At 69.9% G+C, this 20,742-nt stretch carries 22 protein-coding genes and 1 pseudogene; 7 read left to right on the top strand and 16 right to left on the bottom strand.

Translation table 11 applies throughout. From position 1 onward, the window contains the following. Window positions 1-50: 50 nt before the first annotated feature. The 3 genes from ACWEPG_RS13005 to ACWEPG_RS12995 all read right to left on the bottom strand — a co-directional run bounded on the left by ACWEPG_RS13005 (window position 51) and on the right by ACWEPG_RS12995 (window position 3,080). The gene (locus ACWEPG_RS13005; RefSeq protein ID WP_450116196.1) at window positions 51-1,256 is read right to left on the bottom strand and encodes a M50 family metallopeptidase; all 1,206 of its coding nucleotides are present in this window, start codon (window positions 1,254-1,256) and stop codon (window positions 51-53) included. Window positions 1,257-1,291: 35 nt separating this feature from the next. Further along, on the bottom strand, window positions 1,292-2,458 hold the full coding sequence (gene dxr, locus ACWEPG_RS13000; RefSeq protein WP_450116197.1) for a 1-deoxy-D-xylulose-5-phosphate reductoisomerase: 1,167 nt from the start codon (window positions 2,456-2,458) through the stop codon (window positions 1,292-1,294). Between the two features lie 106 nt (window positions 2,459-2,564). Further along, window positions 2,565-3,080: an SRPBCC family protein gene (locus ACWEPG_RS12995; protein ID WP_450116198.1), complete on the bottom strand. Its 516-nt coding sequence runs from the start codon at window positions 3,078-3,080 to the stop codon at window positions 2,565-2,567. Window positions 3,081-3,183: 103 nt separating this feature from the next. On the opposite strand from ACWEPG_RS12995, the gene ACWEPG_RS12990 reads away from it, so the two are divergent. Beyond that, window positions 3,184-3,432: a DUF2631 domain-containing protein gene (locus ACWEPG_RS12990; RefSeq protein ID WP_450134434.1), complete on the top strand. Its 249-nt coding sequence runs from the start codon at window positions 3,184-3,186 to the stop codon at window positions 3,430-3,432. Between the two features lie 82 nt (window positions 3,433-3,514). Here the strand turns inward: ACWEPG_RS12990 and rlmN are convergent, their stop codons facing one another. Continuing rightward, window positions 3,515-4,624: a 23S rRNA (adenine(2503)-C(2))-methyltransferase RlmN gene (gene rlmN, locus ACWEPG_RS12985; RefSeq protein ID WP_450116200.1), complete on the bottom strand. Its 1,110-nt coding sequence runs from the start codon at window positions 4,622-4,624 to the stop codon at window positions 3,515-3,517. A gap of 95 nt (window positions 4,625-4,719) precedes the next feature. Between rlmN and ACWEPG_RS12980 the strand changes: the two genes are divergently transcribed. Both ACWEPG_RS12980 and ACWEPG_RS12975 read left to right on the top strand, forming a co-directional pair. Continuing rightward, window positions 4,720-5,127: a lipopolysaccharide assembly protein LapA domain-containing protein gene (locus ACWEPG_RS12980; RefSeq protein ID WP_450116201.1), complete on the top strand. Its 408-nt coding sequence runs from the start codon at window positions 4,720-4,722 to the stop codon at window positions 5,125-5,127. A gap of 3 nt (window positions 5,128-5,130) precedes the next feature. Beyond that, window positions 5,131-6,039 carry a cation transporter gene (locus ACWEPG_RS12975; RefSeq protein ID WP_450116202.1) on the top strand — a complete coding sequence of 303 codons (909 nt, stop codon included), beginning with the start codon at window positions 5,131-5,133 and terminating at the stop codon, window positions 6,037-6,039. A gap of 1 nt (window position 6,040) precedes the next feature. Here ACWEPG_RS12975 and ACWEPG_RS12970 read toward each other — a convergent pair whose 3' ends face one another. The 4 genes from ACWEPG_RS12970 to pyrH all read right to left on the bottom strand — a co-directional run bounded on the left by ACWEPG_RS12970 (window position 6,041) and on the right by pyrH (window position 9,066). Then, the gene (locus ACWEPG_RS12970) at window positions 6,041-6,766 is read right to left on the bottom strand and encodes a class I SAM-dependent methyltransferase (RefSeq protein ID WP_450116203.1); all 726 of its coding nucleotides are present in this window, start codon (window positions 6,764-6,766) and stop codon (window positions 6,041-6,043) included. 14 nt (window positions 6,767-6,780) lie between these two features. After that, the gene (locus tag ACWEPG_RS12965; RefSeq protein WP_450116204.1) at window positions 6,781-7,680 is read right to left on the bottom strand and encodes a phosphatidate cytidylyltransferase; all 900 of its coding nucleotides are present in this window, start codon (window positions 7,678-7,680) and stop codon (window positions 6,781-6,783) included. A 3-nt stretch (window positions 7,681-7,683) separates the two neighbouring features. Further along, window positions 7,684-8,241, bottom strand: coding sequence for a ribosome recycling factor (gene frr / locus ACWEPG_RS12960; RefSeq protein ID WP_387469699.1), 558 nt, complete (start codon window positions 8,239-8,241; stop codon window positions 7,684-7,686). Between the two features lie 81 nt (window positions 8,242-8,322). Continuing rightward, a complete protein-coding gene (pyrH, locus tag ACWEPG_RS12955; RefSeq protein WP_450116206.1) occupies window positions 8,323-9,066 on the bottom strand; it encodes a UMP kinase in 744 nt (247 codons plus the stop codon). A gap of 197 nt (window positions 9,067-9,263) precedes the next feature. Here pyrH and ACWEPG_RS12950 point away from each other — a divergent pair, with 197 nt between their 5' ends. Then, window positions 9,264-10,055, top strand: coding sequence for an SDR family oxidoreductase (locus ACWEPG_RS12950; RefSeq protein ID WP_450116207.1), 792 nt, complete (start codon window positions 9,264-9,266; stop codon window positions 10,053-10,055). Between the two features lie 78 nt (window positions 10,056-10,133). Here the strand turns inward: ACWEPG_RS12950 and tsf are convergent, their stop codons facing one another. Then, on the bottom strand, window positions 10,134-10,958 hold the full coding sequence (tsf, locus tag ACWEPG_RS12945; RefSeq protein WP_450116208.1) for a translation elongation factor Ts: 825 nt from the start codon (window positions 10,956-10,958) through the stop codon (window positions 10,134-10,136). Between the two features lie 90 nt (window positions 10,959-11,048). Continuing rightward, window positions 11,049-11,897: a 30S ribosomal protein S2 gene (gene rpsB, locus ACWEPG_RS12940; RefSeq protein WP_450116209.1), complete on the bottom strand. Its 849-nt coding sequence runs from the start codon at window positions 11,895-11,897 to the stop codon at window positions 11,049-11,051. A gap of 286 nt (window positions 11,898-12,183) precedes the next feature. Here rpsB and ACWEPG_RS12935 point away from each other — a divergent pair. Beyond that, window positions 12,184-12,663, top strand: a pseudogene (locus ACWEPG_RS12935) (M23 family metallopeptidase); the annotation flags it as partial. A 40-nt stretch (window positions 12,664-12,703) separates the two neighbouring features. Here the strand turns inward: ACWEPG_RS12935 and ACWEPG_RS12930 are convergent. Beyond that, a complete protein-coding gene (locus ACWEPG_RS12930; protein ID WP_450116210.1) occupies window positions 12,704-13,654 on the bottom strand; it encodes a tyrosine recombinase XerC in 951 nt (316 codons plus the stop codon). 85 nt (window positions 13,655-13,739) lie between these two features. Here ACWEPG_RS12930 and ACWEPG_RS12925 point away from each other — a divergent pair, with 85 nt between their 5' ends. Continuing rightward, window positions 13,740-14,927, top strand: a complete 1,188-nt coding sequence (locus ACWEPG_RS12925) for a multidrug effflux MFS transporter (protein ID WP_452594544.1) — start codon at window positions 13,740-13,742, stop codon at window positions 14,925-14,927. A 40-nt stretch (window positions 14,928-14,967) separates the two neighbouring features. Here ACWEPG_RS12925 and ACWEPG_RS12920 read toward each other — a convergent pair whose 3' ends face one another. Then, complete coding sequence (locus ACWEPG_RS12920; RefSeq protein WP_452594531.1) at window positions 14,968-15,744, bottom strand: siderophore-interacting protein; 777 nt, start codon at window positions 15,742-15,744, stop codon at window positions 14,968-14,970. A gap of 136 nt (window positions 15,745-15,880) precedes the next feature. Here ACWEPG_RS12920 and ACWEPG_RS12915 point away from each other — a divergent pair, with 136 nt between their 5' ends. Beyond that, on the top strand, window positions 15,881-16,456 hold the full coding sequence (locus ACWEPG_RS12915; protein ID WP_450116213.1) for a hypothetical protein: 576 nt from the start codon (window positions 15,881-15,883) through the stop codon (window positions 16,454-16,456). A gap of 201 nt (window positions 16,457-16,657) precedes the next feature. On the opposite strand, the gene ACWEPG_RS12910 is transcribed toward ACWEPG_RS12915, so the two are convergent. Genes ACWEPG_RS12910 through ACWEPG_RS12895 form a run of 4 tightly spaced genes read right to left on the bottom strand, consistent with a single transcriptional unit; the run spans window position 16,658 to window position 20,632 of the window. Further along, a complete protein-coding gene (locus tag ACWEPG_RS12910; protein ID WP_450116214.1) occupies window positions 16,658-17,842 on the bottom strand; it encodes an acetyl-CoA acetyltransferase in 1,185 nt (394 codons plus the stop codon). Then, a complete protein-coding gene (locus tag ACWEPG_RS12905; RefSeq protein WP_450116215.1) occupies window positions 17,839-18,492 on the bottom strand; it encodes a CoA transferase subunit B in 654 nt (217 codons plus the stop codon). Before ACWEPG_RS12905 ends, ACWEPG_RS12910 begins: the two co-directional genes overlap by 4 nt. A 30-nt stretch (window positions 18,493-18,522) precedes the next feature. Beyond that, window positions 18,523-19,239, bottom strand: a complete 717-nt coding sequence (locus ACWEPG_RS12900; protein WP_450116216.1) for a CoA transferase subunit A — start codon at window positions 19,237-19,239, stop codon at window positions 18,523-18,525. Between the two features lie 43 nt (window positions 19,240-19,282). Then, window positions 19,283-20,632 carry a winged helix-turn-helix domain-containing protein gene (locus tag ACWEPG_RS12895; protein WP_450116217.1) on the bottom strand — a complete coding sequence of 450 codons (1,350 nt, stop codon included), beginning with the start codon at window positions 20,630-20,632 and terminating at the stop codon, window positions 19,283-19,285. Window positions 20,633-20,742 lie beyond the last annotated feature (110 nt).

Genomic DNA, 20,742 nt, shown 5'->3' with positions numbered 1-20,742 from the left:
CGATCCTTGCCGGGGGCGCCGTGAGGGGATCGGAAGGCACGTCCTCCGGGCTAGAAAATCTTGATCGGATTGACGATGTCGGCGGTCAGGGTCAGCAGCATGAACGCGCCGCCGATGACGATCACCACATAGGTGAGCGGCATCAGCTTCGTGTAGTCGACCGGCCCGCCCGCAGGCAGTCCGCGACGGATGCGCAGCGTGTTGCGGATCTTCTCGTACACCGCGACGGCCATGTGGCCGCCGTCGAGGGGCAGCAGCGGCAGCAGGTTGAAGACGCCGAGGAAGAAGTTCAGGCTGATGAGCAGCAGAATGAACATCTCCCACAGGCCACGCTCGGCCGCCTGACCGCCGATCACCGACGCCCCGACGACGCTGACCGGGGTGTCCTGGGCGCGTTCTCCACCGGTGACCGCGGTCCACAGGTCGCCGACCTTGCTCGGCAACTCGGCGAGGCCCTTGACCGACTCGACCATCAGGTCCCCGGTGAACGCCACCGAGGCCGGGATCGCGGCCGCGACGTTGTACTTGACGGGCTCGTAGTAGTCCGGGGACACACCGATCGCGCCGACGGTCGTGGTGGTCACCGTTCCGTCGGCGTTCGTGACCATCCGCTGGACCTGGTCGGGCACCACGGTCACCGTCATCGACCGGCCGTCGCGCTCGATCGTGAAGTCGACCGGGCCGGTCTGCTTCCGGGTCTGGGTCTGGAACTGGCTCCACGTCTCGACCGGCACCCCGCCGATCGCGGTGACCAGGTCGCCCTCACGCAGGCCCGCCGCCTCGGCCGGGCCGGTGCCGGAGCACTTCGCCAGCGTCTGCGCGTCGATCTGGTCCGAGGTGCAGCTCATCGCGCCGAGCTGCGTCTCCGGCGGCTGGTTCATGTTCGGCAGGCCCCACCCGACCGCGAGCACCACGACCAGAGCCAGACCGAGCAGGAAGTTCATCGCGATGCCGCCGGACATGACGACCAGACGCTTCCACGTCTTCTGCTTGTACATGGCCCGGTCGACCTCGTCGGGGGCGAGTTCGTCGTGCACGGTCATGCCCGCGATGTCACAGAACCCGCCCGCGGGGATGGCCTTGAGCCCGTACTCGGTCTCGCCGCGCCGGAAGGAGAAGATCTTCGGACCGAAGCCGATGTAGTAGCGACGGACCTTCATGCCGAGCTTGCGCGCGGTCCACATGTGGCCCGCCTCGTGCAGCGCGATCGAGACCGTGATGCCGAGCGCGAACAGCACCACACCGATAATCAACATGCGGCCGCGGCCTCCCCGATCAACACCGTTTCGTCCTAGCCCTTCCGCTCGACGAGCTCGTGTGCCCGGGCCCGGGCCCAGGAGTCAGCCGCGAGCACGTCGTCCACGGTAGCCGGTGCCGCCGACCACTGGCCGCCACCGGCGAGAACACGCTCCACGGTCCGCACGATCGACGGGAACGTCGCGGCACCGTCGAGGAAGTACTGCGCGGCGACCTCGTTCGCGGCGTTGTAGACCGCGGTCATGCAGCCGCCGGCCTTCCCCGCCGCCCGGGCCAGGTCGACGGCCGGGAAGACGGCGTTGTCGAGAGGTTCGAAGGTCCACGTCGCGGCGGTGGTGAAGTCGCAGGCGGCGGCCGCGCCGGGCACCCGGTCGGGCCAGCCGAGGGCGAGGGCGATCGGCAGCCTCATGTCCGGCGGGCTGGCCTGCGCGAGGGTCGAGCCGTCGGTGAACGTGACCATCGAGTGCACGATCGACTGCGGATGCACGGTGACGTCGATGCGGTCGTAGTCGATGCCGAACAGCAGGTGCGTCTCGATCAGCTCGAGACCCTTGTTCACCAGGGACGCCGAGTTGAGGGTGTTCATCGGGCCCATCGACCACGTCGGGTGGGCGCCGGCCTGCTCCGGGGTCACGGACTCGAGCGCCTCCGCGGTCCAGCCGCGGAACGGCCCGCCCGACGCGGTGAGCACCAGCCGGTCCACCTCCTCGGCGCGCCCGCCACGCAGGCACTGCGCGAGCGCCGAGTGCTCGGAGTCGACGGGCACGATCTGACCGGGCGCGGCGGCGGCGGTCACCAGGGGCCCGCCGGCGACGAGGGACTCCTTGTTCGCCAGCGCCAACCGGGCGCCGGACTCGAGCGCGGCGAGTGTCGGTTCCAGTCCGAGCGAGCCGACGAGCGCGTTGAGCACCACGTCCGCCTCGGTGGTCCGGACGAGCTCGGTCACCGCACCGGGGCCCGACAGCACACCCGGCAGGTCCAGCCGGGCCGCCGCGGCCGGGTCGGCGACCGCGACCCGCGTCACTCCGGTCGCCCGGATCTGTTCGGCGAGCAGGTCGACGTTGCCGCCGCCCGCCGCCAGACCGACGACGGTGAACTTGCCGGGGTTCGCGGCGACGACCTCGAGGGCCTGGGTGCCGATGGAGCCGGTGCTGCCGAGCAGGAGCACCCGAACGGGAGAAGTGTCAGACACGCCGTCCATTCTTCCCGATGGCGCCTGAGAGCAACCTGACAGGCCGACGGTCACCGGGACCGGGCGGTGTGGGCCGTCGGCCACTGCGCGTTGGCGGCACCGGTGACGCGGATCGTCATCGGTTCTCCCCGAGCCGCGCGACCTCCGACTCGTAATGACCCTTCATCGCGAGGTAGTCGTCGAACTGCGGCCGCGATCCACCCGTGCGGGCGGCGACAAGCAGATCGAGGTAGTACTCCCAGCCGGGTCCGGTGTCGACGGCCACCGCGACCGACGCCTCGTCGAGATGCTGGATCAGGCTCAGGAGGGTTCCGTCCGGTTCCGCGACCAACTGCACCTCCATCAGCCACGACCCGAACTCGTCCGACGAGGACACGACGTATCGGGTCGGCGCCTCGCAGGCCTCGACGGTCATGTCCATCCACGGTTCGCCCTCCTCGAAGAGCATCTGCACACGAATGGTGTTGCCCGGAGCCCCGGTTCCGGTCCACGGACCGAACCAGGCTGCCGTGCGGTCGGATTCGGTGACGGCGGCCCACACCTCCTCGATCGGGTCGGGAAACCGGCGGTCGATGACGAGGTCCGCACCGCTGTCGCGGCGAACGACTCGTCCGGTCGGTGTGACGGTCACGCGAAACACCCCTCCCACATGCCCACCCCGCTCGCTACGACGGCGGGTCGTATGCCACGATATGCGAGCAATATGCACACCCGCACGAGCAGGAGGATCGGCCGTGGCCGCCAGCGAGCCCATCGTCACCAGCAAAGTCGACACCGCCGAGGTGCCCTCTGCGGAATGGGGCTGGAGCGGTGAGGCGCCGCGACTGTTCCGCTTCCTGGGCTGGTTCTTCGCGCTGTTCCTGCTCCTGTACACGATCGGCAACCACGAGGGCAAGGTCGAGGACCTGTGGCTGGTCGGCCTCTCCGCCGCCATGATCGTCATGCTGGTGCTCGACATCGTTCGTCGCCGCAAGCCGCGGTAACCACACACCTACGACGACGGCCGCGCCGCTCCCCCGGAGCCGCGCGGCCGTCGTCGTTTCGCCGTGTCCCCGGCAGGTCTCGTCAGTTCTCCGCAGCGAGCTGACCGCACGCGGCGGCGATCTCCTGGCCGCGGGTGTCGCGGACGGTGCACGAGACGCCCTGTGCGATGACGCGGCGCACGAACTCGCGCTCGACGTCCTTCGGCGCCGCGTCCCACTCGCTGCCCGGGGTCGGGTTCAGCGGGATCAGGTTCACGTGCACCAGCGAGCCGAGCGCCTTGTGCAGCTTCTTGCCGAGCATGTCGGCGCGCCACGGCTGGTCGTTGACGTCCTTGATCAGCGCGTACTCGATCGACACCCGGCGCCCGGTCTTGTCGGCGTAGTAGCGGGCGGCGTCGAGCACCTCCGCCACGGACCACCGGTTGTTCACCGGAACCAGGGTGTCGCGCAGTTCGTCGTCCGGGGTGTGCAGCGACACCGCCAGCGTCACCGACAAACCCTCGTCGGCGAGCTTGCGGATCGCCGGCGCAAGCCCGACCGTCGAGACGGTGACCGACCGCTGCGACAGCCCGAGCCCCTCGGGCGCGGGCGACGTGATGCGGCGCACCGCAGCGACCACGCGCTTGTAGTTCGCCAGCGGTTCGCCCATGCCCATGAAGACGACGTTCGACAGCCGGCCCTCACCGCCGGCCACCTCGCCGTCGCGCATCGCGGCGGCGGCCGCCCGGACCTGGTCGACGATCTCCGCGGTCGACAGGTTCCGGTTCAGTCCACCCTGCCCGGTCGCGCAGAACGGGCAGGCCATGCCGCAGCCTGCCTGGCTGGAGATGCACAGCGTCGCGCGGTCCGGGTAGCGCATCAGCACCGACTCGAGCAGCGTCCCGTCGTTCGCCTTCCACAGCGTCTTGCGGGTGGTGCCGTCGTCGCAGGCGACGTGCTTGACCGGGGTCAGCAACGTCGGGAACAGCGCGTCACCGACCTTCTCCCGCACGGCGGCGGGCAGGTCGGTCATCTTGTCGGGGTCCGCCTCGAGCCGGCCGTAGTACTGACGGGCCAGCTGGTCGGCACGGAAACCGGGCAGGCCGAGTTCCTTGACGGCCGCCTTCCGGCCCTCCGCATCGAGGTCGGCGAGGTGCGTCGGCGGCATGCCGCGACGCGGGGCGTTGAACACGAGGGGCAGGGAAACGGCCATAGTGTTGCCCAGTGTCCCACCGACCACCGGCGACATGCGAATTTCGCCGGCGGGATGCGCGTGCAATCACACATACGGTGCGTGATGATCACAGCATGTCCACCACTGAGGGGCCCAACCCCGACGCCTCCGATTCGACCGGGCGACCGGACCGGCCTGCCGCCCCGGTTCCCTCCCCGCCAGATCAGCCGAGCGTCCCGGCGCCGACCCCCTCACCCGAAGTCGAGGCCGTCCGGCGGCACACCAGCCTCGGTCACACCAAGGCGGCCGCCACCTGGACCGGACTGGTCATCGGCGTGCTGGTTCTGATCCTGCTGCTGGTGTTCATCCTGCAGAACCTGGACTCGGTGACGCTCAACCTCTTCCTGTGGGAGTTCTCGCTGCCGCTCGGGGTGAGCCTGCTGCTCGCCGCCATCGCGGGTGCGCTGATCATGGCGTTGGCGGGCGGGGTGCGGATCGTGCAGATCCGGCGCCTGGCCAAGCGGGCCACCACCGCGGACTGACCGGTGGCACCCACGGCCGCCGACCTGCGTCGCGAACGGAGCGTCCTGCGGGTGTCGATGGCGGTGACCTGCACCCTCGCGGTGCTCGCGGTGGCGTGGGGCATCGCGTCGAACTCGCAGGTGATCCTCCTCGACGGCGCCTACGCCGCGCTGGGCGCCGCCCTGACATGGCTGTCGCTGGCCGCGTCCCGGATCGTCGCGGGCGGGCCGACCGCGCGCTTCCCGTTCGGCCGCGAGGCCCTCACCCCGGTGGTCGTGGTGGTCCAGGGTCTCGCGCTGCTCCTCACGCTCGGCTACGCCGCGATGGAGGCGGTCCGGGTGATCGTCGACGGCGGATCCGAGGTCGCCGGCGGGTCGCTGCTGGTGTACGGCCTGATCGGCACCATCGCGGCGACGGCGACGTACCTGTACGTTCGCCGGGCCGCGACCGCGTCGGATCTGCTGGCGGCGGAGGCGACCCAGTGGGCATCCTCGGCGGTGTTCAGCGCCGTCGTCGCGGTCGGCGGCGTCGTCGTGTGGGTGCTCGGCCGGACCGAGTACTCGTCGGCCGACCGCTACGTCGACTCGGCGCTGGTGCTCATCAGCTGCGCGGTGCTGCTCCCCCAACCGTGGACCCTGATCCGCGGCGGCATGCTCGAACTGCTCGAGAGCGCCCCGGGACCGCAGATCCAGGAGCCGATCCACCGGGCGGTCGAGCAGGTCCGCGACAAGTTCGATCTACCCGCGCCGGACATCGCGATCGGCAAGGTCGGTCGCAAGGTGTACGTCGAGGTGGTGTTCCTGGTCTCGGGCACGGCCTGGGACCTGGCGACCGAGGACGAGGTCCGCAGGCAGGTCGCCCGCCGTCTGCGGGAACTGCCCTACGACCTGTGGGCGACGGTGGAGCTGACCACCGACCCGGAGCTGGTCTGAGTCAACGCAGGACCAGGCCCTGCGGCGCCCGCCGGGTGTGGACGCGGTACCCGACCTCGAGTGACATCCCCGAGGTCTGCGCGAACGCCCGGTCCGCGGTCCGCTCGGTGAACTCGATACCGAGGACGGCCCGCAGCGCGCGCCGGTCCTCGAACTCCCACCGCGTCGCCACCCGCGTCAGGTCGAAGCCCTGCGCGGCGAAGAACGCCTCCACCGCCGCCGGGTCGTAGTGCGGCAGGTCCGCGCGCATCCAGTCGCCGTAGCCGGGCGCCCTCGCATCCAGGTCCACGACGACAAGCACCCCGCCGGGCCGCAGCACGCGCATCGCCTCGGTGATCCCGGGGCCGCAGCCGGGACCGAAGAAGTACGCGGTCCGGGCGTGCACGACGTCGACGCTGCGGTCCGGCACCGGCAGCGTCTCCGCGCTGCCGGCAAGCACCCGCACGCCGGGCAACCGCGCGGTGCGCTCACGGGCGGCGTCGACCAGCGGCGGATGCGGTTCGACCCCGGTCACGCTGCGCGCGTCCGCCGCGAACACCGGCAGGTGGAAACCGGTGCCGCACCCGACGTCGAGGACGTCGCGGTCGGTCCAGTCGGCGACGCGGGCCAGCGTCTCGAAGATCGCGCCGTCCACGTCCTGGGCGCGGTTCTCCACCTCGTAGATCCGCGGCCAGTGCCAGATGTTCGGGCTGGGGATCGGGACGCCCGGGGGCGGTCGGCGAGTCATGGGTTCGGCGGGCGTCAGAGCAGGGCGGTGAGCACCAGCCAGGTCACGAACGCCGATGGCAGCAGCGAGTCGAGCCTGTCCATGATGCCGCCGTGCCCGGGCAGCAGGGTGCCCATGTCCTTGATCCCGAGGTCGCGTTTGACCTGGGACTCGATCAGGTCGCCGAGGGTTCCGGTGATCACCAGCACGACACCGAGCAGGACGCCGATGAACGGGTTGGCGTCCAGGATCAGGGTGACCGTCGCCAGCGACCCGAGGACCGCGAAGACCAGGGACCCGCCGAGACCCTCCCAGGACTTCTTCGGGCTGATCGCGGGCACCATCGGGTGCTTACCGAACAGCACCCCGGCCGTGTAGCCGCCGACATCCGAGCAGACGACACCGATCATGAACACGAACACCCACTTGTTTCCGCCCTCGTGGGTGACCATCAGAGTCGCGAACGACGCGAGCAACGGCAGCCACGCCGCAACGAACACGGTGATCGCCATGTCCCGCAGATAGTTTCGCGGCGCCGATTGCAGGCCCTGCGCCAGCAGCCGCCACACCATGCACACCAGCGCGGTGCCGGCGAATCCCGCCAGCACCCCGGTGGTGCCGTACGGCCACCCCAGCCAGATGATCGCCTGACCGCCGAGGATCAACGGGATCAACGGGACGAGGACGTCGCTCTCCCGCAGCCGCGACGCCACCTCCCAGGTCGCGATCGCGATCGCCGCGGCGACGATCCCGAACCACACCTTCGGCACGAAGAACAGCGACACGATCACCAGCGCGCCGAGGCCCACCCCGACCGCGATCGCGGCGGGCAGGTTTCGACCCGCCTTGGAGGTGACAGCGGCGGTTGTCCCGTTCGCACGGGAGCCATCCGTCCCATCGTGGCGCTCCGCGCCGGTGGGACTGTCGGTGGACACCGCCTAGACCTCCATCAATTCGGCTTCCTTGTGCTTGACCAGCTCGTCGATGTGCGCCACGTACTTGGCCGTGGTCTTGTCGAGCTCCTTCTCCGCGCGCGCGACCTCGTCCTCGCCGGCCTCGCCGTCCTTCTGGATGCGGTTCAGCTCGTCCATCGCCTTGCGGCGCACGTTGCGGATCGCGACCTTCGCGTCCTCCCCCTTGGCCTTCGACTGCTTGACCAGCTCGCGTCGCCGCTCCTCGGTCAGCTGCGGAACCGAGACGCGGATCAGGGTGCCGTCGTCGGTCGGGTTGACACCCAGGTCCGAGTTGCGGATCGCGTTCTGGATCGGCCCGAGCTGGGACGCCTCGTACGGCTTGATCACGACGAGCCGCGCCTCCGGCACCGTGATCGACGCGACCTGCGAGATCGGGGTCATCGCGCCGTAGTACTCGATCGCGATGCGGTTGAACATGCCCGGGTTGGCACGGCCGGTTCGGATACCGCCGAGGTCGTCCTTCGCCGACGCGACGGTCTTCTCCATCTTCTCCTCGGCATCGAAGAGCGCTTCATCGATCACGGTGTTCCTCCAGGCTCGCGGGGATGGCGGTGCTGCCTGCCGTCGTGCTGTTCACGACGGCAGTGGTCACGACTTCACTGGTCACGATTTCACCAGGGTCCCGATCTTCTCACCGGACACCGCGCGGGCGATGTTGCCCTCGGTGAGCAGGTTGAAGACCATGATCGGCATCCGGTTGTCCATGCAGAGGCTGAACGCGGTCGCGTCGGCGACCTTCAGACCCTGCTCGATGACCTCGCGGTGACTGATCTCGGTGTACATGGTGGCGGTCGGGTCGACGCGCGGGTCGGCGGTGTAGACACCGTCGACGGCCTTGGCCATCAGGACCACCTCGGCGCCGATCTCGAGGGCGCGCTGGGCGGCGGTGGTGTCGGTGGAGAAGTACGGCATGCCCATGCCGGCGCCGAAGATGACCACGCGCCCCTTCTCCAGGTGGCGGCGGGCCCGCAGCGGCAGGTACGGCTCGGCGACCTGCCCCATCGTGATGGCGGTCTGCACGCGGGTGTCGATGCCTTCCTTCTCCAGGAAGTCCTGCAGCGCAAGGCAGTTCATCACGGTGCCGAGCATGCCCATGTAGTCGGACCGGGCCCGGTCCATGCCGCGCTGCTGCAGTTCGGCGCCGCGGAAGAAGTTGCCGCCGCCGATCACGACCGCGACCTGCACCCCGGACTCGACCACGGCCTTGATCTGACGGGCCACTGTCTGCACGACGTCCGGATCGAGACCGACCTCGCCACCACCGAACATTTCGCCGCCCAGTTTGAGCAGGACGCGCTTGAAGCCGTCGCGTCGGGGCGTGGTGTCGGTTGGGGCGGATTCGGTCATGGCTCTCTTTCGTCTCGGGCCGCTTGGATGGTGCGACCAGCATGAATCGGCCACCCTCGGCGGTACAGCCACAGATGACCCCTTCATCCTGCCCTATCCGGGCCCGCAGACCACCTTCGGGGCCGTAGGCTCGCGCGGCGCACCGCGTGGGCGCGAGGACAACGAGGAGTCCCCGGACTCCGGAACGAAGGAGTGCCATGATTCTGGACCGTTTCCGGGTGACCGATCAGGTGGCGGTGGTGACCGGTGCCGGGCGGGGCGTCGGCGCGGCGTCCGCGGTGGCGCTCGCCGAGGCCGGCGCGGACGTCGTACTCGCAGCGCGCACCACCGAACAGCTGGAGGAGGTCGCGGACCGGGTGCGTGCGGCCGGTCGCCGGGCCCACGTGGTCGCCGCCGACCTCGCCGATCTGGACGCCGTCGCCGGGCTCGCCGGTGCGGCCGTCGAGGCGTTCGGGCGTCTGGACATCGTCGTCAACAATGTCGGCGGCGCGCTGCCGACGCCGCTGCTGCAGACGAAGCCCCGACAGCTGGAGGAGGCGTTCCATTTCAACGTCTCGACCGCGCACGCCCTGGTCCGGGCCGCGGTGCCGCACATCCTCGAGACGGCGGGCGGCGGCGCGATCGTCAACGTGTCCTCGGTGGTCGGCAGGGTCGGCGGACGCGGGTATGCCGCCTACGGGACCGCGAAGGCCGCCGTCGCGCACTACACCCGCCTGGCCGCGGCCGATCTGTCCCCGCGGATCCGCGTCAACTGCGTCAGTCTCGGGTCGGTCCTCACGTCGGCACTGGACGTGGTCGCGCAGAACGAGTCGATCAAATCCGCGATGGAGGCGGCCACCCCTCTGCACCGGATCGGCGAACCGGAGGACGCGTCCGCCGCGGTGCTGTACCTCTGCTCGCCGGCGGGGTCGTATCTGACCGGCAAGGTCCTCGAGGTCGACGGCGGCCTGCAGACCCCGAACCTGGACTTCGGCCTCCCCGACCTGTGAGCAGCGCTGCTGCCCGTGCGCAAAACGGCCCCGCCACCACAATTGGTGACGGGGCCGCTCGCAGCTACTGCCTGGCGACTAGCTGGCGCCGACCTCGAACCGCGCGAAGCGGACCAGGGTCACGCCGGCCTCGTCGAGCAGGGCCTTGACGGTCTTCTTGCTGTCGGTGACCGAGGACTGCTCGGTGAGCACGACATCCTTGAAGAAGCCGTTGACGCGGCCTTCGACGATCTTCGGGAGAGCGGCCTCCGGCTTGCCCTCCTCCTTCGCGGTCTGCTCGGCGATGCGACGCTCGTTCTCGACGACGTCCGCGGGGACCTCGTCACGGGTCAGGTACTTCGCCTTGAGCGCGGCGACCTGCATGGCGGCGGCACGGGCGGCCTCGGCCGCCGCGTCACCCTCGCCGGTGTACTCGATCAGCACGCCGACGGCCGGCGGCAGGTCGGAGGCACGCTTGTGCAGGTAGGTCGCGACCGGGCCGTCGAAGGAGACGACGCGACGCAGCTCGAGCTTCTCGCCGATCTTGGCGGACAGCTCCTGAACCAGCGCCTCGACGGTCTTGCCGTCGACCTCGACCGCCTTGAGGGCGTCCAGGTCGGCCGGCTTCGCGGCGGCGGCAGCGGCGATGATCGTGTCGGCCAGCGCCTGGAACTCGGCGTTCTTGGCGACGAAGTCGGTCTCGGCGTTGAGCTCGATCATGACGCCGTCCTTGGCGATGACCAGGCCCTCGGCGGTGGAACGCTCGGCACGCTTGCCGACGTCCTTCGCGCCCTTGATGCGCAGCAGCTCGACGGCCTTGTCGAAGTCACCGTCGGTCTCGGTCAGCGCGTTCTTGCAGTCCATCATTCCGGAGCCGGTGAGCTCACGGAGCCGCTTCACATCAGCGGCGGTGTAGTTCGCCATCGGGGGCGAGCCTCCTCGAGTGAGTTTCGGTGGTGGGGAGCGAAACGGCCCCGACCCGGTGGTGCATGCGAGGGGTCGGGGCCGGATCGACTAGGCCTGCGGGGCCTCGGCGTCGGTCGCGGGAGCGGCCTCGGCGGCGGGCGCGGCCTCGGCGTCAGCAGCCGGAGCGGCCTGGGAGAGCAGTTCCTGCTCCCACTCGGCGAGCGGCTCGGCGCCGGCCTCGGGCTTGCTGTCGTCGGCGGCGTTGCGGCCGGCGCGGGACTGCAGGCCCTCGGCGACGGCGGAGGCGACAACCTTGGTCAGCAGCGCGGCGGAGCGGATGGCGTCGTCGTTGCCCGGGATCGGGTAGTCGACGAGGTCGGGGTCGCAGTTGGTGTCCAGGATCGCGATGACCGGGATGTTCAGCTTGCGCGCCTCGGAGACCGCCAGGTGCTCCTTGTTGGTGTCGACGACCCAGATGGCCGACGGAACCTTGGCCATGTCCCGGATACCACCGAGGGTGCGGTCCAGCTTGGTCATCTCACGCGTGAGCATGAGGATTTCCTTCTTGGTGCGACCCTCGAAGCCGCCGGTCTGCTCCATGGCCTCGAGGTCCTTCAGGCGCAGCAGGCGCTTGTGGACGGTAGTGAAGTTGGTGAGCATGCCGCCGAGCCAGCGCTGGTTCACGTACGGCATGCCGACGCGGGTGGCCTCTTCGGCGATGGACTCCTGCGCCTGCTTCTTGGTGCCGACGAACAGGATGGTGCCGCCGTGGGCGACGGTCTCCTTGACGAACTCGTACGCCTTGTCGATGTACGTGAGGGTCTGCTGCAGGTCGATGATGTAGATGCCGTTGCGGTCCGTGAGGATGAATCGCTTCATCTTCGGGTTCCAGCGACGGGTCTGGTGCCCGAAGTGGGTACCACTGTCGAGCATCTGCTTCATGGTCACGACAGCCATGGCTGTGTACCTCTTTCATTGCCGGTTGTCGCAGGTGGTCGGGTGACCCCTGCCCTGGCGCCCACCAACCCTCGGACCTGCACGAATGCAGGACCAGCCGAGGGCCGTTGTTCGTTGCGCGGGCGCGCGAAGTCGGACTGCGCGAACACAGACCGCGTGTCGAGTGTACGGGGTCCACGGCGCCCGACCTAACCGGTCCCTCTGCCTGTGGAGTTCGGCGCGAGAGGATCCACAGATCGACTCGGCGGGCTCCCCGCACGCCGCTCGGCGGCCGAGAGTGGTCGGCATGCGACTGCCCGTGGTGCTCGGACTGTGCGGACTGATGATGCTCGGCGGCGGTCCTCCCGCCGACGCGGCGGGTTTCGGGTGGCCGTTGCGCCCCCGGCCCACCGTGGTCACCGGGTTCGACCCGCCCGCCCACGACTGGCTGCCCGGACACCGCGGGGTGGACCTGCGCGGCGCACCCGGACAAACGGTGCTCACCGCGGGCGACGGCGTGGTGGTGTTCGCCGGTCCGGTGGCGGGAAAACCGGTCGTCTCGGTCGACCACCCGAACGGCTTGCGCACCACTTACGAACCCGTGACGGCCGGCGTCCGCGTCGGTCAGCGGGTGACGCGGGGAACCGAGATCGGGGTCCTGGTCACCGGGCATTCCGGATGCCCGGACACCTGCCTGCACTGGGGCGTGCGCCGTGGCCGGGAGGAGTACCTCGATCCGCTGGCCCTGGTGCGATCTGGCCCGGTGCGGCTGAAGCCGCTGCGGGGCCGGCGCGTCATGCCCGCTCGCACCGCCGCCGGGCGGGGCGTCATGCCCGCGGGTGGGCCTGGTCGTGCACCGCGCGCAGCCGGGCGACGGACACGTGTGTGTAGAGCTGGGTGGTCGCCAGGCTGTTGTGCCCGAGCAGTTCCTGCACGACGCGCAGGTCGGCGCCGCCCTCGAGCAGGTGGGTCGCGGCGGAGTGCCGCAACCCGTGCGGCCCCAGGCTGGGCGCGCCCGGCACCGCTTCGAGCACCTCGTGCACGACCGTCCGGGCCTGGCGTTGGTCGAGCCGACGGCCGCGCTTGCCGAGGAGCAGAGCGTTCCCGGACTGCGAGTTCGCCAGTGCGGGCCGCCCGACTCGCAGCCAGGCGTCGAGGGCCTCGGCGGCCGGGCCACCGAACGGCACCGACCGCTGCTTGTCGCCCTTGCCGACCACCCGGACCACCCGCCGGTCGTGGTCCACGTCGTCGAGGTCGAGTCCGCACAGTTCCCCGACCCGGATCCCGCTCGCGTACAGCATCTCCACGATCAACCGGTCCCGCACCGCCACCGGGTCATGCTGCGCGGCACCGGATTCGGCAGCCCGCATCGCCTCTTCCGCCTGTCCCTGCCGCAGCACCGCCGGCAGGGTGCGGTGCGTCTTCGGGGACGCCAGCCGCACCCCTGGGTCGCGGGGAATGCGGCGGGTACGGGTCAGCCACGCGGTGAAGGTCCGCGCGGACGCGGTGCGCCGGGCGAGGGTGGTGCGGGCGACACCGGCGGCGGCCTGCCCGGACAGCCAGCCCCGCAGCGTGGCCAGGTCCAGGTCCTCGAGCCGGGCCTCCGGATCGGCGGCGACGACGTGGGTCAGCAGCGAGCGCACGTCCCCGAGATAGGCACGCACGGTGTGTTCGGAACGTCCACGTTCGAGGCGCAGGTGGTCGGCGTAGACGTCGAGGAGTTCGGCCAGGCGCGCGGGCAGCTCGTCGGGCCCGTCACCCTGCGCGTCGGAGGTCATGGTCAAAAAGATTGCCCCGCCACGGGAATAAAGCAAGCACACGCGCCGCTGGGTGTCTCATGTGACCCGTGCGATATCCGTTCCGATGCTGTTGACCCTTGCCCTGCTGTCCGCGATCGCGCCCCTCGCGACCGACATGTACCTGCCGGGGCTGCCGACGCTCGGCGAGGACCTCGCGACGTCCACCTCGACGATCCAGCTGACGCTGACCACCTTCATGGCCGGTCTGGGCGTCGGGCAGTTGATCGTCGGTCCGCTCTCGGACGGCTGGGGGCGCCGCAAACTGCTCCTCGGCGGAACCGTCCTGTTCGCGATCAGCGGCCTTCTGTGCGCACTGGCACCGTCCGCGGGTGTCCTGATCGCCGCCCGGCTCCTGCAGGGGCTCAGCGGCGGCGCGGCAATCGTGTTGGCGCGCGCAGTGATCGCCGACCGCGCGACCGGCGACGCGGCCGCGAAGCTGTTCTCGATCATGATGATCATCGGTGGCGTCGCCCCGGTGGTGGCGCCGATGGCCGGCGGCGCGCTGCTCGGACCTATCGGCTGGCGTGGCATCTTCTGGGTTCTCGCGGGCGCGGGTGTCGTGATGGTGGTCGGCGTGCTCGCGCTGATCCCGGAGACCCTCGCACCGGAGCGCCGTCACGGCGGCGGACTGACGGCGCTGGCCCGCAACGCCCGGTACGTGCTCGGCAACCGGCGGTTCGTCGGCTACGCGCTGACGTTCATGTTCGGGTTCGGTGCGCTCTTCTCGTACATCTCGGCGTCGCCGTTCGTCATGCAGGACGTGCTCGGTCTGAGCTCGGGGCAGTTCTCGGTCGTGTTCGGCGTCAACTCGATCGGCATCGTGCTCGGCAGCATCGTCAACACCCGGCTGATCGGACGGTTCCACGCCCGGCAGATGCTGGCCTTCGGTGTGCTGCTGCTGACCGCCGCCGCGGCGGTCCTGCTCCTGGAGGTGACGGTGGGCGGCACGAACCGGGCCGTGGTGTTGCCGTTGCTGTTCGTGACGACCACCGCGATCGGTTTCATCATGGGCAACGCGACCGCGCTCGGTCAGTCCGAGGTGCGCGAGGCCGCGGGCACCGGATCCGCGGTGATGGGCGCGGGCCAGTTCGGCCTGGGCGCGCTGGTGTCCCCGCTGGCCGGCGGGTCTGCCGCGGGCATGGCGACGAGCATCCTGGTGTGCGCGGCGGTCGCGCTGCTCGCCCTGTTCACCCTCACCCGGCCGAAGGCGGGAGCCGAGCACCCGGTTCCGGTGACGGTGGCGGCAGAGTAGTGCGGTGGCTCCCGAACCGGGGTTCGGGAGCCACCCGGGGTCAGCGGCCCTGCTCGGCCGCCACCCGGTCCGACTTCCACACGCGGAAGCCCTCCTCGGTGCGGCCGCGGCGCCAGTACCCGGAGATCGACGCCCACTCGGCGCTCACGCCGCGTTCCTTGCGGATGTAGGGACGGATGCCGTGCATGACGGCGTGCGCCTCACCGTGAACGAACACGTGCGGCCGGCCGGGCCACCAGTCGGCGGCCTTGACCGCAGTGATCAGGAGGGCGTTGTCCCCCGCCAGCTCGTCGCCGACCTCGTTCGCGCCACCACCGCGGTGCACCCAGGTGATCGTCGCGTCGGCGTCGGTGCGCAGCTCCACCTCGTCCTCGGGGCCCGCGACCTCGATGAACACCTGCGCGCGGGCGCCGGCCGGCAGCGCCTCGAGCGCGGCCGCGATCGCGGGCACTGCGGACTCGTCCCCGGCGAGTAGGTGCCAGTCCGCGTCCGCACGCGGGGCGTAGGCGCCACCCGGCCCGCGCAGCCGCAGCCGTTCTCCCGGCTTCGCGCCCGCGGCCCACCGACCGGCGATGCCCTCGTCTCCGTGCACCACGAAATCGATTGCGATCTCCCGCTTCTCGTCGTCAACCCGGCGCACCGTGTAGGTCCGCAACACCGGATCCTCGTCGGCGCCGAAGACGAGCTTCACGTAGGCGTCGGTGTAGCCGTTGGGCACGAACTCCTCGAACCCCGGCCCACCGAGGTGAACCCGGACCAGGTGCGGGGTGAGCTGTTCGGTGCGCTGCACGGTCAGCGTCACGGTCGGTCGCGTCATGCTTCAAGCCTCCACTTATTAGGTTCACCTAACTGTACGCGTCCGGGTCGTGGCGCCGCGAGGGCGAGGATTCGGTCCGACCGATCGACCACGGCTGGCATACTCCTTCGGTCGCAGCCGCTTCCATCGGAGGATCATGAATCTCGCACGTCGCATCGCGCCCGCCGTCCTGCTCGTCGCCGCCGCTGTTCTGACCGGCTGCTCGTCCACCTCCGAGGCCGACGCGGCCGCGGACTCCACCTGCGTTGACGCCTCGCAGCCCAACGCGACCGCCGAGGAGCTCGTCGACGTGCTTCGCCCGCAGCCGGTCGGGGAGCCCGACGACACCTACCGGCAACTGACGGCCATGTTCGACGAGTCCCGTACAGCGCAGATCGAGCGGATGCAGGCCAGCAGCGTGTTCGTCGCCGTGCCCGAGGGTGGCGACGCCGAGTTCGCGAAAGCCGTGTGCGGCCAGTCCCGTTGGGACGACCACACGTCGGCCGATGGCACGTCGACGCCCGGGCTCCGCACGCAGCGGGCCGCCATCGTGTCCACGGGCCACACCTTCTGCGACACCTACGAGCAGCTGCGCCCCTCGGCCGTCTCCACCGACGCCTGGTCGGACTGGAACGGCTACGTGGAGATGATGTCGCGCGGCGACGACAGCGAGGGCACCCGCCAGCTCGCCGACGCAGCCCTCGAGCACCTCTGCCCGCAGTTCGGGGCCTGACGTCTGACGTCCCGAACCGTGACGGCCCGGTCCGCGAGACACCGTCCCGCGACATCCCGGCCGGGCCGTCACGGTTGAGCGTCCCCGAGGACGCACACGGTGCCGCGAACAACGCCAGGGCCGCCACGATGATCGCGCGGAGGCGCGGCGCGTTCCGCGGAGAAGGCGTCGCGCGCTCCGAACATCGTTTGCCGGATGCGATCAGAGTGCTTCGAGAACGCTGACGTAGTTCGCGACCGCCAGCCCTCCCATGTTGTGGACGACGCCGCGGCGGGCGGAGTCGAGCTGCATGTCGCCTGCGGTTCCGCTCAGTTGCATGGCGGCGAGGACGTGCTGGGAGACGCCGGTGGCGCCGACGGGGTGGCCTTTGGACTTCAGTCCGCCCGACAAGTTCACCGGTAGGCGCCCGCCCGGGAGCACCGTTCCGTCGTCGATCACGCGTCGGCCCTCGCCCCGCTCGGCCAGCCCCATCACCTCGTACATGACGAGTTCGGCGATGGTGAAGCAGTCGTGAACCTCGGCGAAGTCGAGGTCGTCGAGACCCGCACCGGCCATGTCGAGTGCCCGCCGCCACGCGGTGACGCTGCCTGCGAACTCGACGGGATCCCGCTTGGCCTGCGGCAGGAAGTCGTTCGCGTGCCCGAAACCGGTGACGCGGACCGGTGAATGCGCCGACCGGGTGGGTGCGGTGGTCAGGACGAGGGCCGCGGCGCCGTCCGAGATCGGCGAGCAGTCCGTGCGGCGCAGCGGGCCCGCGACGATCGGGTTCCGGTCGGATACCGTTGCGCAGAACTCGAAGCCGAGGTCCTTGCGCAGCTGCGCGTACGGGTTGAGGACGCCGTTGCGGTGGTTCTTCGCGGCGATGTGGGCGAGGGTGTCGTCGACCGGGCCGTACCGGTCGGTGTAGGCGGTTGCGACGCGGGCGAACAGCCCGGCGAATCCCGTCGTCGACTCCGTGCCGGCGGCTTCGTAGTCGGCGCCGAGAAGCGCGGCCCCGACGACATCAGCACCGGCGTGGGTCATCTTCTCCGCGCCGATGACGAGCACCGTTCGGGCGGTCCCCGCGAGCAGGGCCCGAATTCCCTGGTGCACGGCCGCACTTCCCGAACCACAGGCATTCTCGACGCGGGTGGCCGGCACACCGGCGAGATCATCGGAGAGCTGCAACGCCAGCGACGACGCGAATCCCAACGGGTGCATGCCGGAATTGAACTGACCGAGATAGACCTCGTCGACCTGGCCGGGCTCGACGCCGGCGTCGTCGAGCGCCTCCCGTGCGACGGAGACGATCAGCGATTCCAGCGTCTCGTCGGCGAGCTTCCCGAACCGGGTGTGACCCCATCCCGCGATGAGGACGTCGGTGCCGAAGCGATCACGCAGGGTCATGCGACCAGCTCCTCGTCGAGTCGGACGGTGAACGGCGCGCCGGTGCTCTCGCGGACCTCGTCGAGCGTGACATCGGGAGCGAGCCGGCGAAGGACCAGACCTGCGTCCTCGACGTCGAAGACGCATCGGTCGCTGATGATGCGATCGACGACGCCCACCCCGGTCAGGGGCAGCGTGCACGTCTCGACGATCTTGGGGGCGCCGTCCTTGGCGACGTGCTCGGTCAGGACGATGACGCGCGGGGTGCCGGCGACGAGGTCCATCGCTCCGCCCATGCCTTTGACGAGTTTGCCGGGGATGCTCCAGTTTGCCAGGTCCCCTGATGCGGATACCTGCATCGCTCCGAGGATCGCGACCGCGACGTGACCCCCGCGGATCATCCCGAAGGATTCGGCCGAGTCGAAGATGCTGCCGCCGGGCACTATCGTCACGGTCTGCTTTCCGGCGTTGATGAGGTCGGCGTCCTCGTCACCGTCGTAGGGGAACGGTCCCATGCCGAGCAGGCCGTTCTCGCTCTGCAGGATCACCCGGCGTCCCTCGGGCAGATTGTTGGCGACCAGCGTGGGGATGCCGATCCCCAGGTTGACGTACGAGCCGTCGTTCAGTTCGGAGGCCGCGAGCGCGGCCATCTCGTCTCGGGTCCACGGCATGATGCCGCTCCTTTCGGGGTGGGAGTGCGATCAGAAGGACACGTCGGCGCGGCGCGGTCGCACCGTGCGCTGTTCGATGTCCTTGATTCGCTCGGATGCACGCACGACGCGCTGGACGTAGACGCCGGGCGTTGTCACCGCGTCGGGGGCGAGGTCACCGACTGCGACGATCCGCTCCGCTTCGGCGACCGTGACGCGGCCCGCCGCCGCGACCACGGGATTGAAGTTGCGGGCGGTGTAGCGGTAGGCGAGGTTGCCGTCGGTGTCGGAGATGTGCGCGCGCACCAGCGAGAGATCGGCGACGATCCCGCGTTCGAGAACGTAGGTGCGCCCGTCGAACTCGGCGTGCGGTTTCCCGGCCGCGACCTCGGTGCCCACACCGGTGGCGGTGTAGAACGCCGGGATGCCGGCACCGCCGGCGCGCAGGCGCTCGGCGAGGGTGCCCTGAGGATTGAACTCGACCTCGACAGTGCCGGACAGGTACTGCTCGGCGAACAGGGCGTTCTCGCCCACATAGGACGCGACGACCTTGCGCACCTGCCCGTGTTCGAGCAGGAGGCCGAGCCCTTTGCCGTCGACACCCATGTTGTTGGACACGACGGTCAGATCCTTCACGCCGGAGGCAACCACGGCATCGATGAGGTCCACGGGGACACCACTGAGTCCGAATCCTCCGACTGCGATGGTCATTCCGTCGAACAACAGATCGGACAGGGCCGCGGCAGGGGTTTCGTGCAGAACAGACATGCGGGATTCTCTCCTCGGTGACGGCTCGGCGAACGAACCGTCATCACTGGTGGGGTTGGGTGGGTGACGCCGCGCCGGCTGACGTGAGCGGCATGAGCTGGTCCGTCCACCGGGGACCCAGGCATGTGCCGCACAGAGCCGCGACGGCGCTGAGATACGAGAGGGTCAGAGGGCCGATCGGCTCGATGGAGTGCCGGAGTACGCCCATCGCGCCGATTGCCTTTCCCGCGTACATCAGCGGGACGAACAGGTAGTTTCCGGGACTCTCCGCACCACAGGCTTCGCTCGTGCCGGGAAAGGTCCGCGTGCGCAGTCGCAGCACCTGCACGGGAGCCGCCGTCGTCACCGCCTGGGTGGAGGCGAACCGGCCGTCGGCGACAGTGAGTTCCCGTGCCATGTCCTCCCATGCCGTGGTGAACCCGCTGTGCGCGATCAGGCGCAGCACGTCACCGTCGAGCAGGTGCAGGCCGACCGCGTCCACCGTGCCTTCGGTGACCAGACCGGAGACGATGCGTTCGGCGGCCGACCCGACGTCGGTGGTCGCGGCGAGTTCGGCGCATTTCGCGGCGAGTCGCTGCATCATCGGCAACTCCCCCTCGACGACGTCGGACTCGCGGTCCCCCGCCTCGATGACCGAACCCGCGAACATGTAGCCGTGGCCGCGCACCGATCGGACGAACCGCGGCGACGACGCCTTCTCGCCCAATGCCTTACGCAGCCGGGTGACGTAGATGCGGAGCATGTTGACGTCGGCGTCGGCCCAACCCCACACCCGGTGCAGGATCCGGTTGACCGGAACGTTCTGTCCGGCACTCTCCATCAGGCACACCAGCAGACGAAACTCTGTGGAGGACAACCGCAGCGGCGTGCGGTCGAGCGTGACCTCCTTGCGCCACAGGTCGACACTCAGCCCGCCGCTGGTGAGGAAGCGGGCGCCGGATTCCGAGCCCTCGGCGGTCCGGCGCACCAGAGCCAACAGCCGGGCTCCGAGTTCGTCGTCGCGCAGGTCGGGGCTCAACACGGTGTCGGCGCCGGTGACCAGGGCCGACACCGTCGTGGATGGCGACAGGTTGTCGAGCATCACGATGGGACCCTTGTAACCGTTACGAATCGCGGTGACGTCCTCAAGGCAGACGGGTGTCTCACCACCGGCCACGACGACGAGTGCGGGCTTGTTCACCGTGATGGCCCACACCGCCTCCGTGCGGTCCGTGACCAGCAGGTACGGCCAGCCCAGCTTCTCCGCGGACCGCTGCGCCGCCTGCACGGAAGGATGGTCCGCAGCCGCCCCGACGATCGCGAGACGCTGTCGGGGAATCGGGAACACGGCGGGCGGTCCGGAGCGAGGGCGGCGCGAGGTGGGCCCGACTGGGGGCTCGAGCTGACGGACCATCGTCCCTCCTTGCAGGTTCCATAGCAGATTAGACGGAAGCGATCGGTGCACCGGACTCCGAGCCGCCCGCTTCCCCGGACTCCTGTCGACAGTTGCGCGGGATACCTGTC

It is taken from the genome of Rhodococcus sp. NPDC004095 (assembly GCF_053604015.1).
The sequence above is the reverse complement of the archived record's forward strand: the minus strand, read 5'-3'. Positions and strand labels throughout refer to the sequence as shown.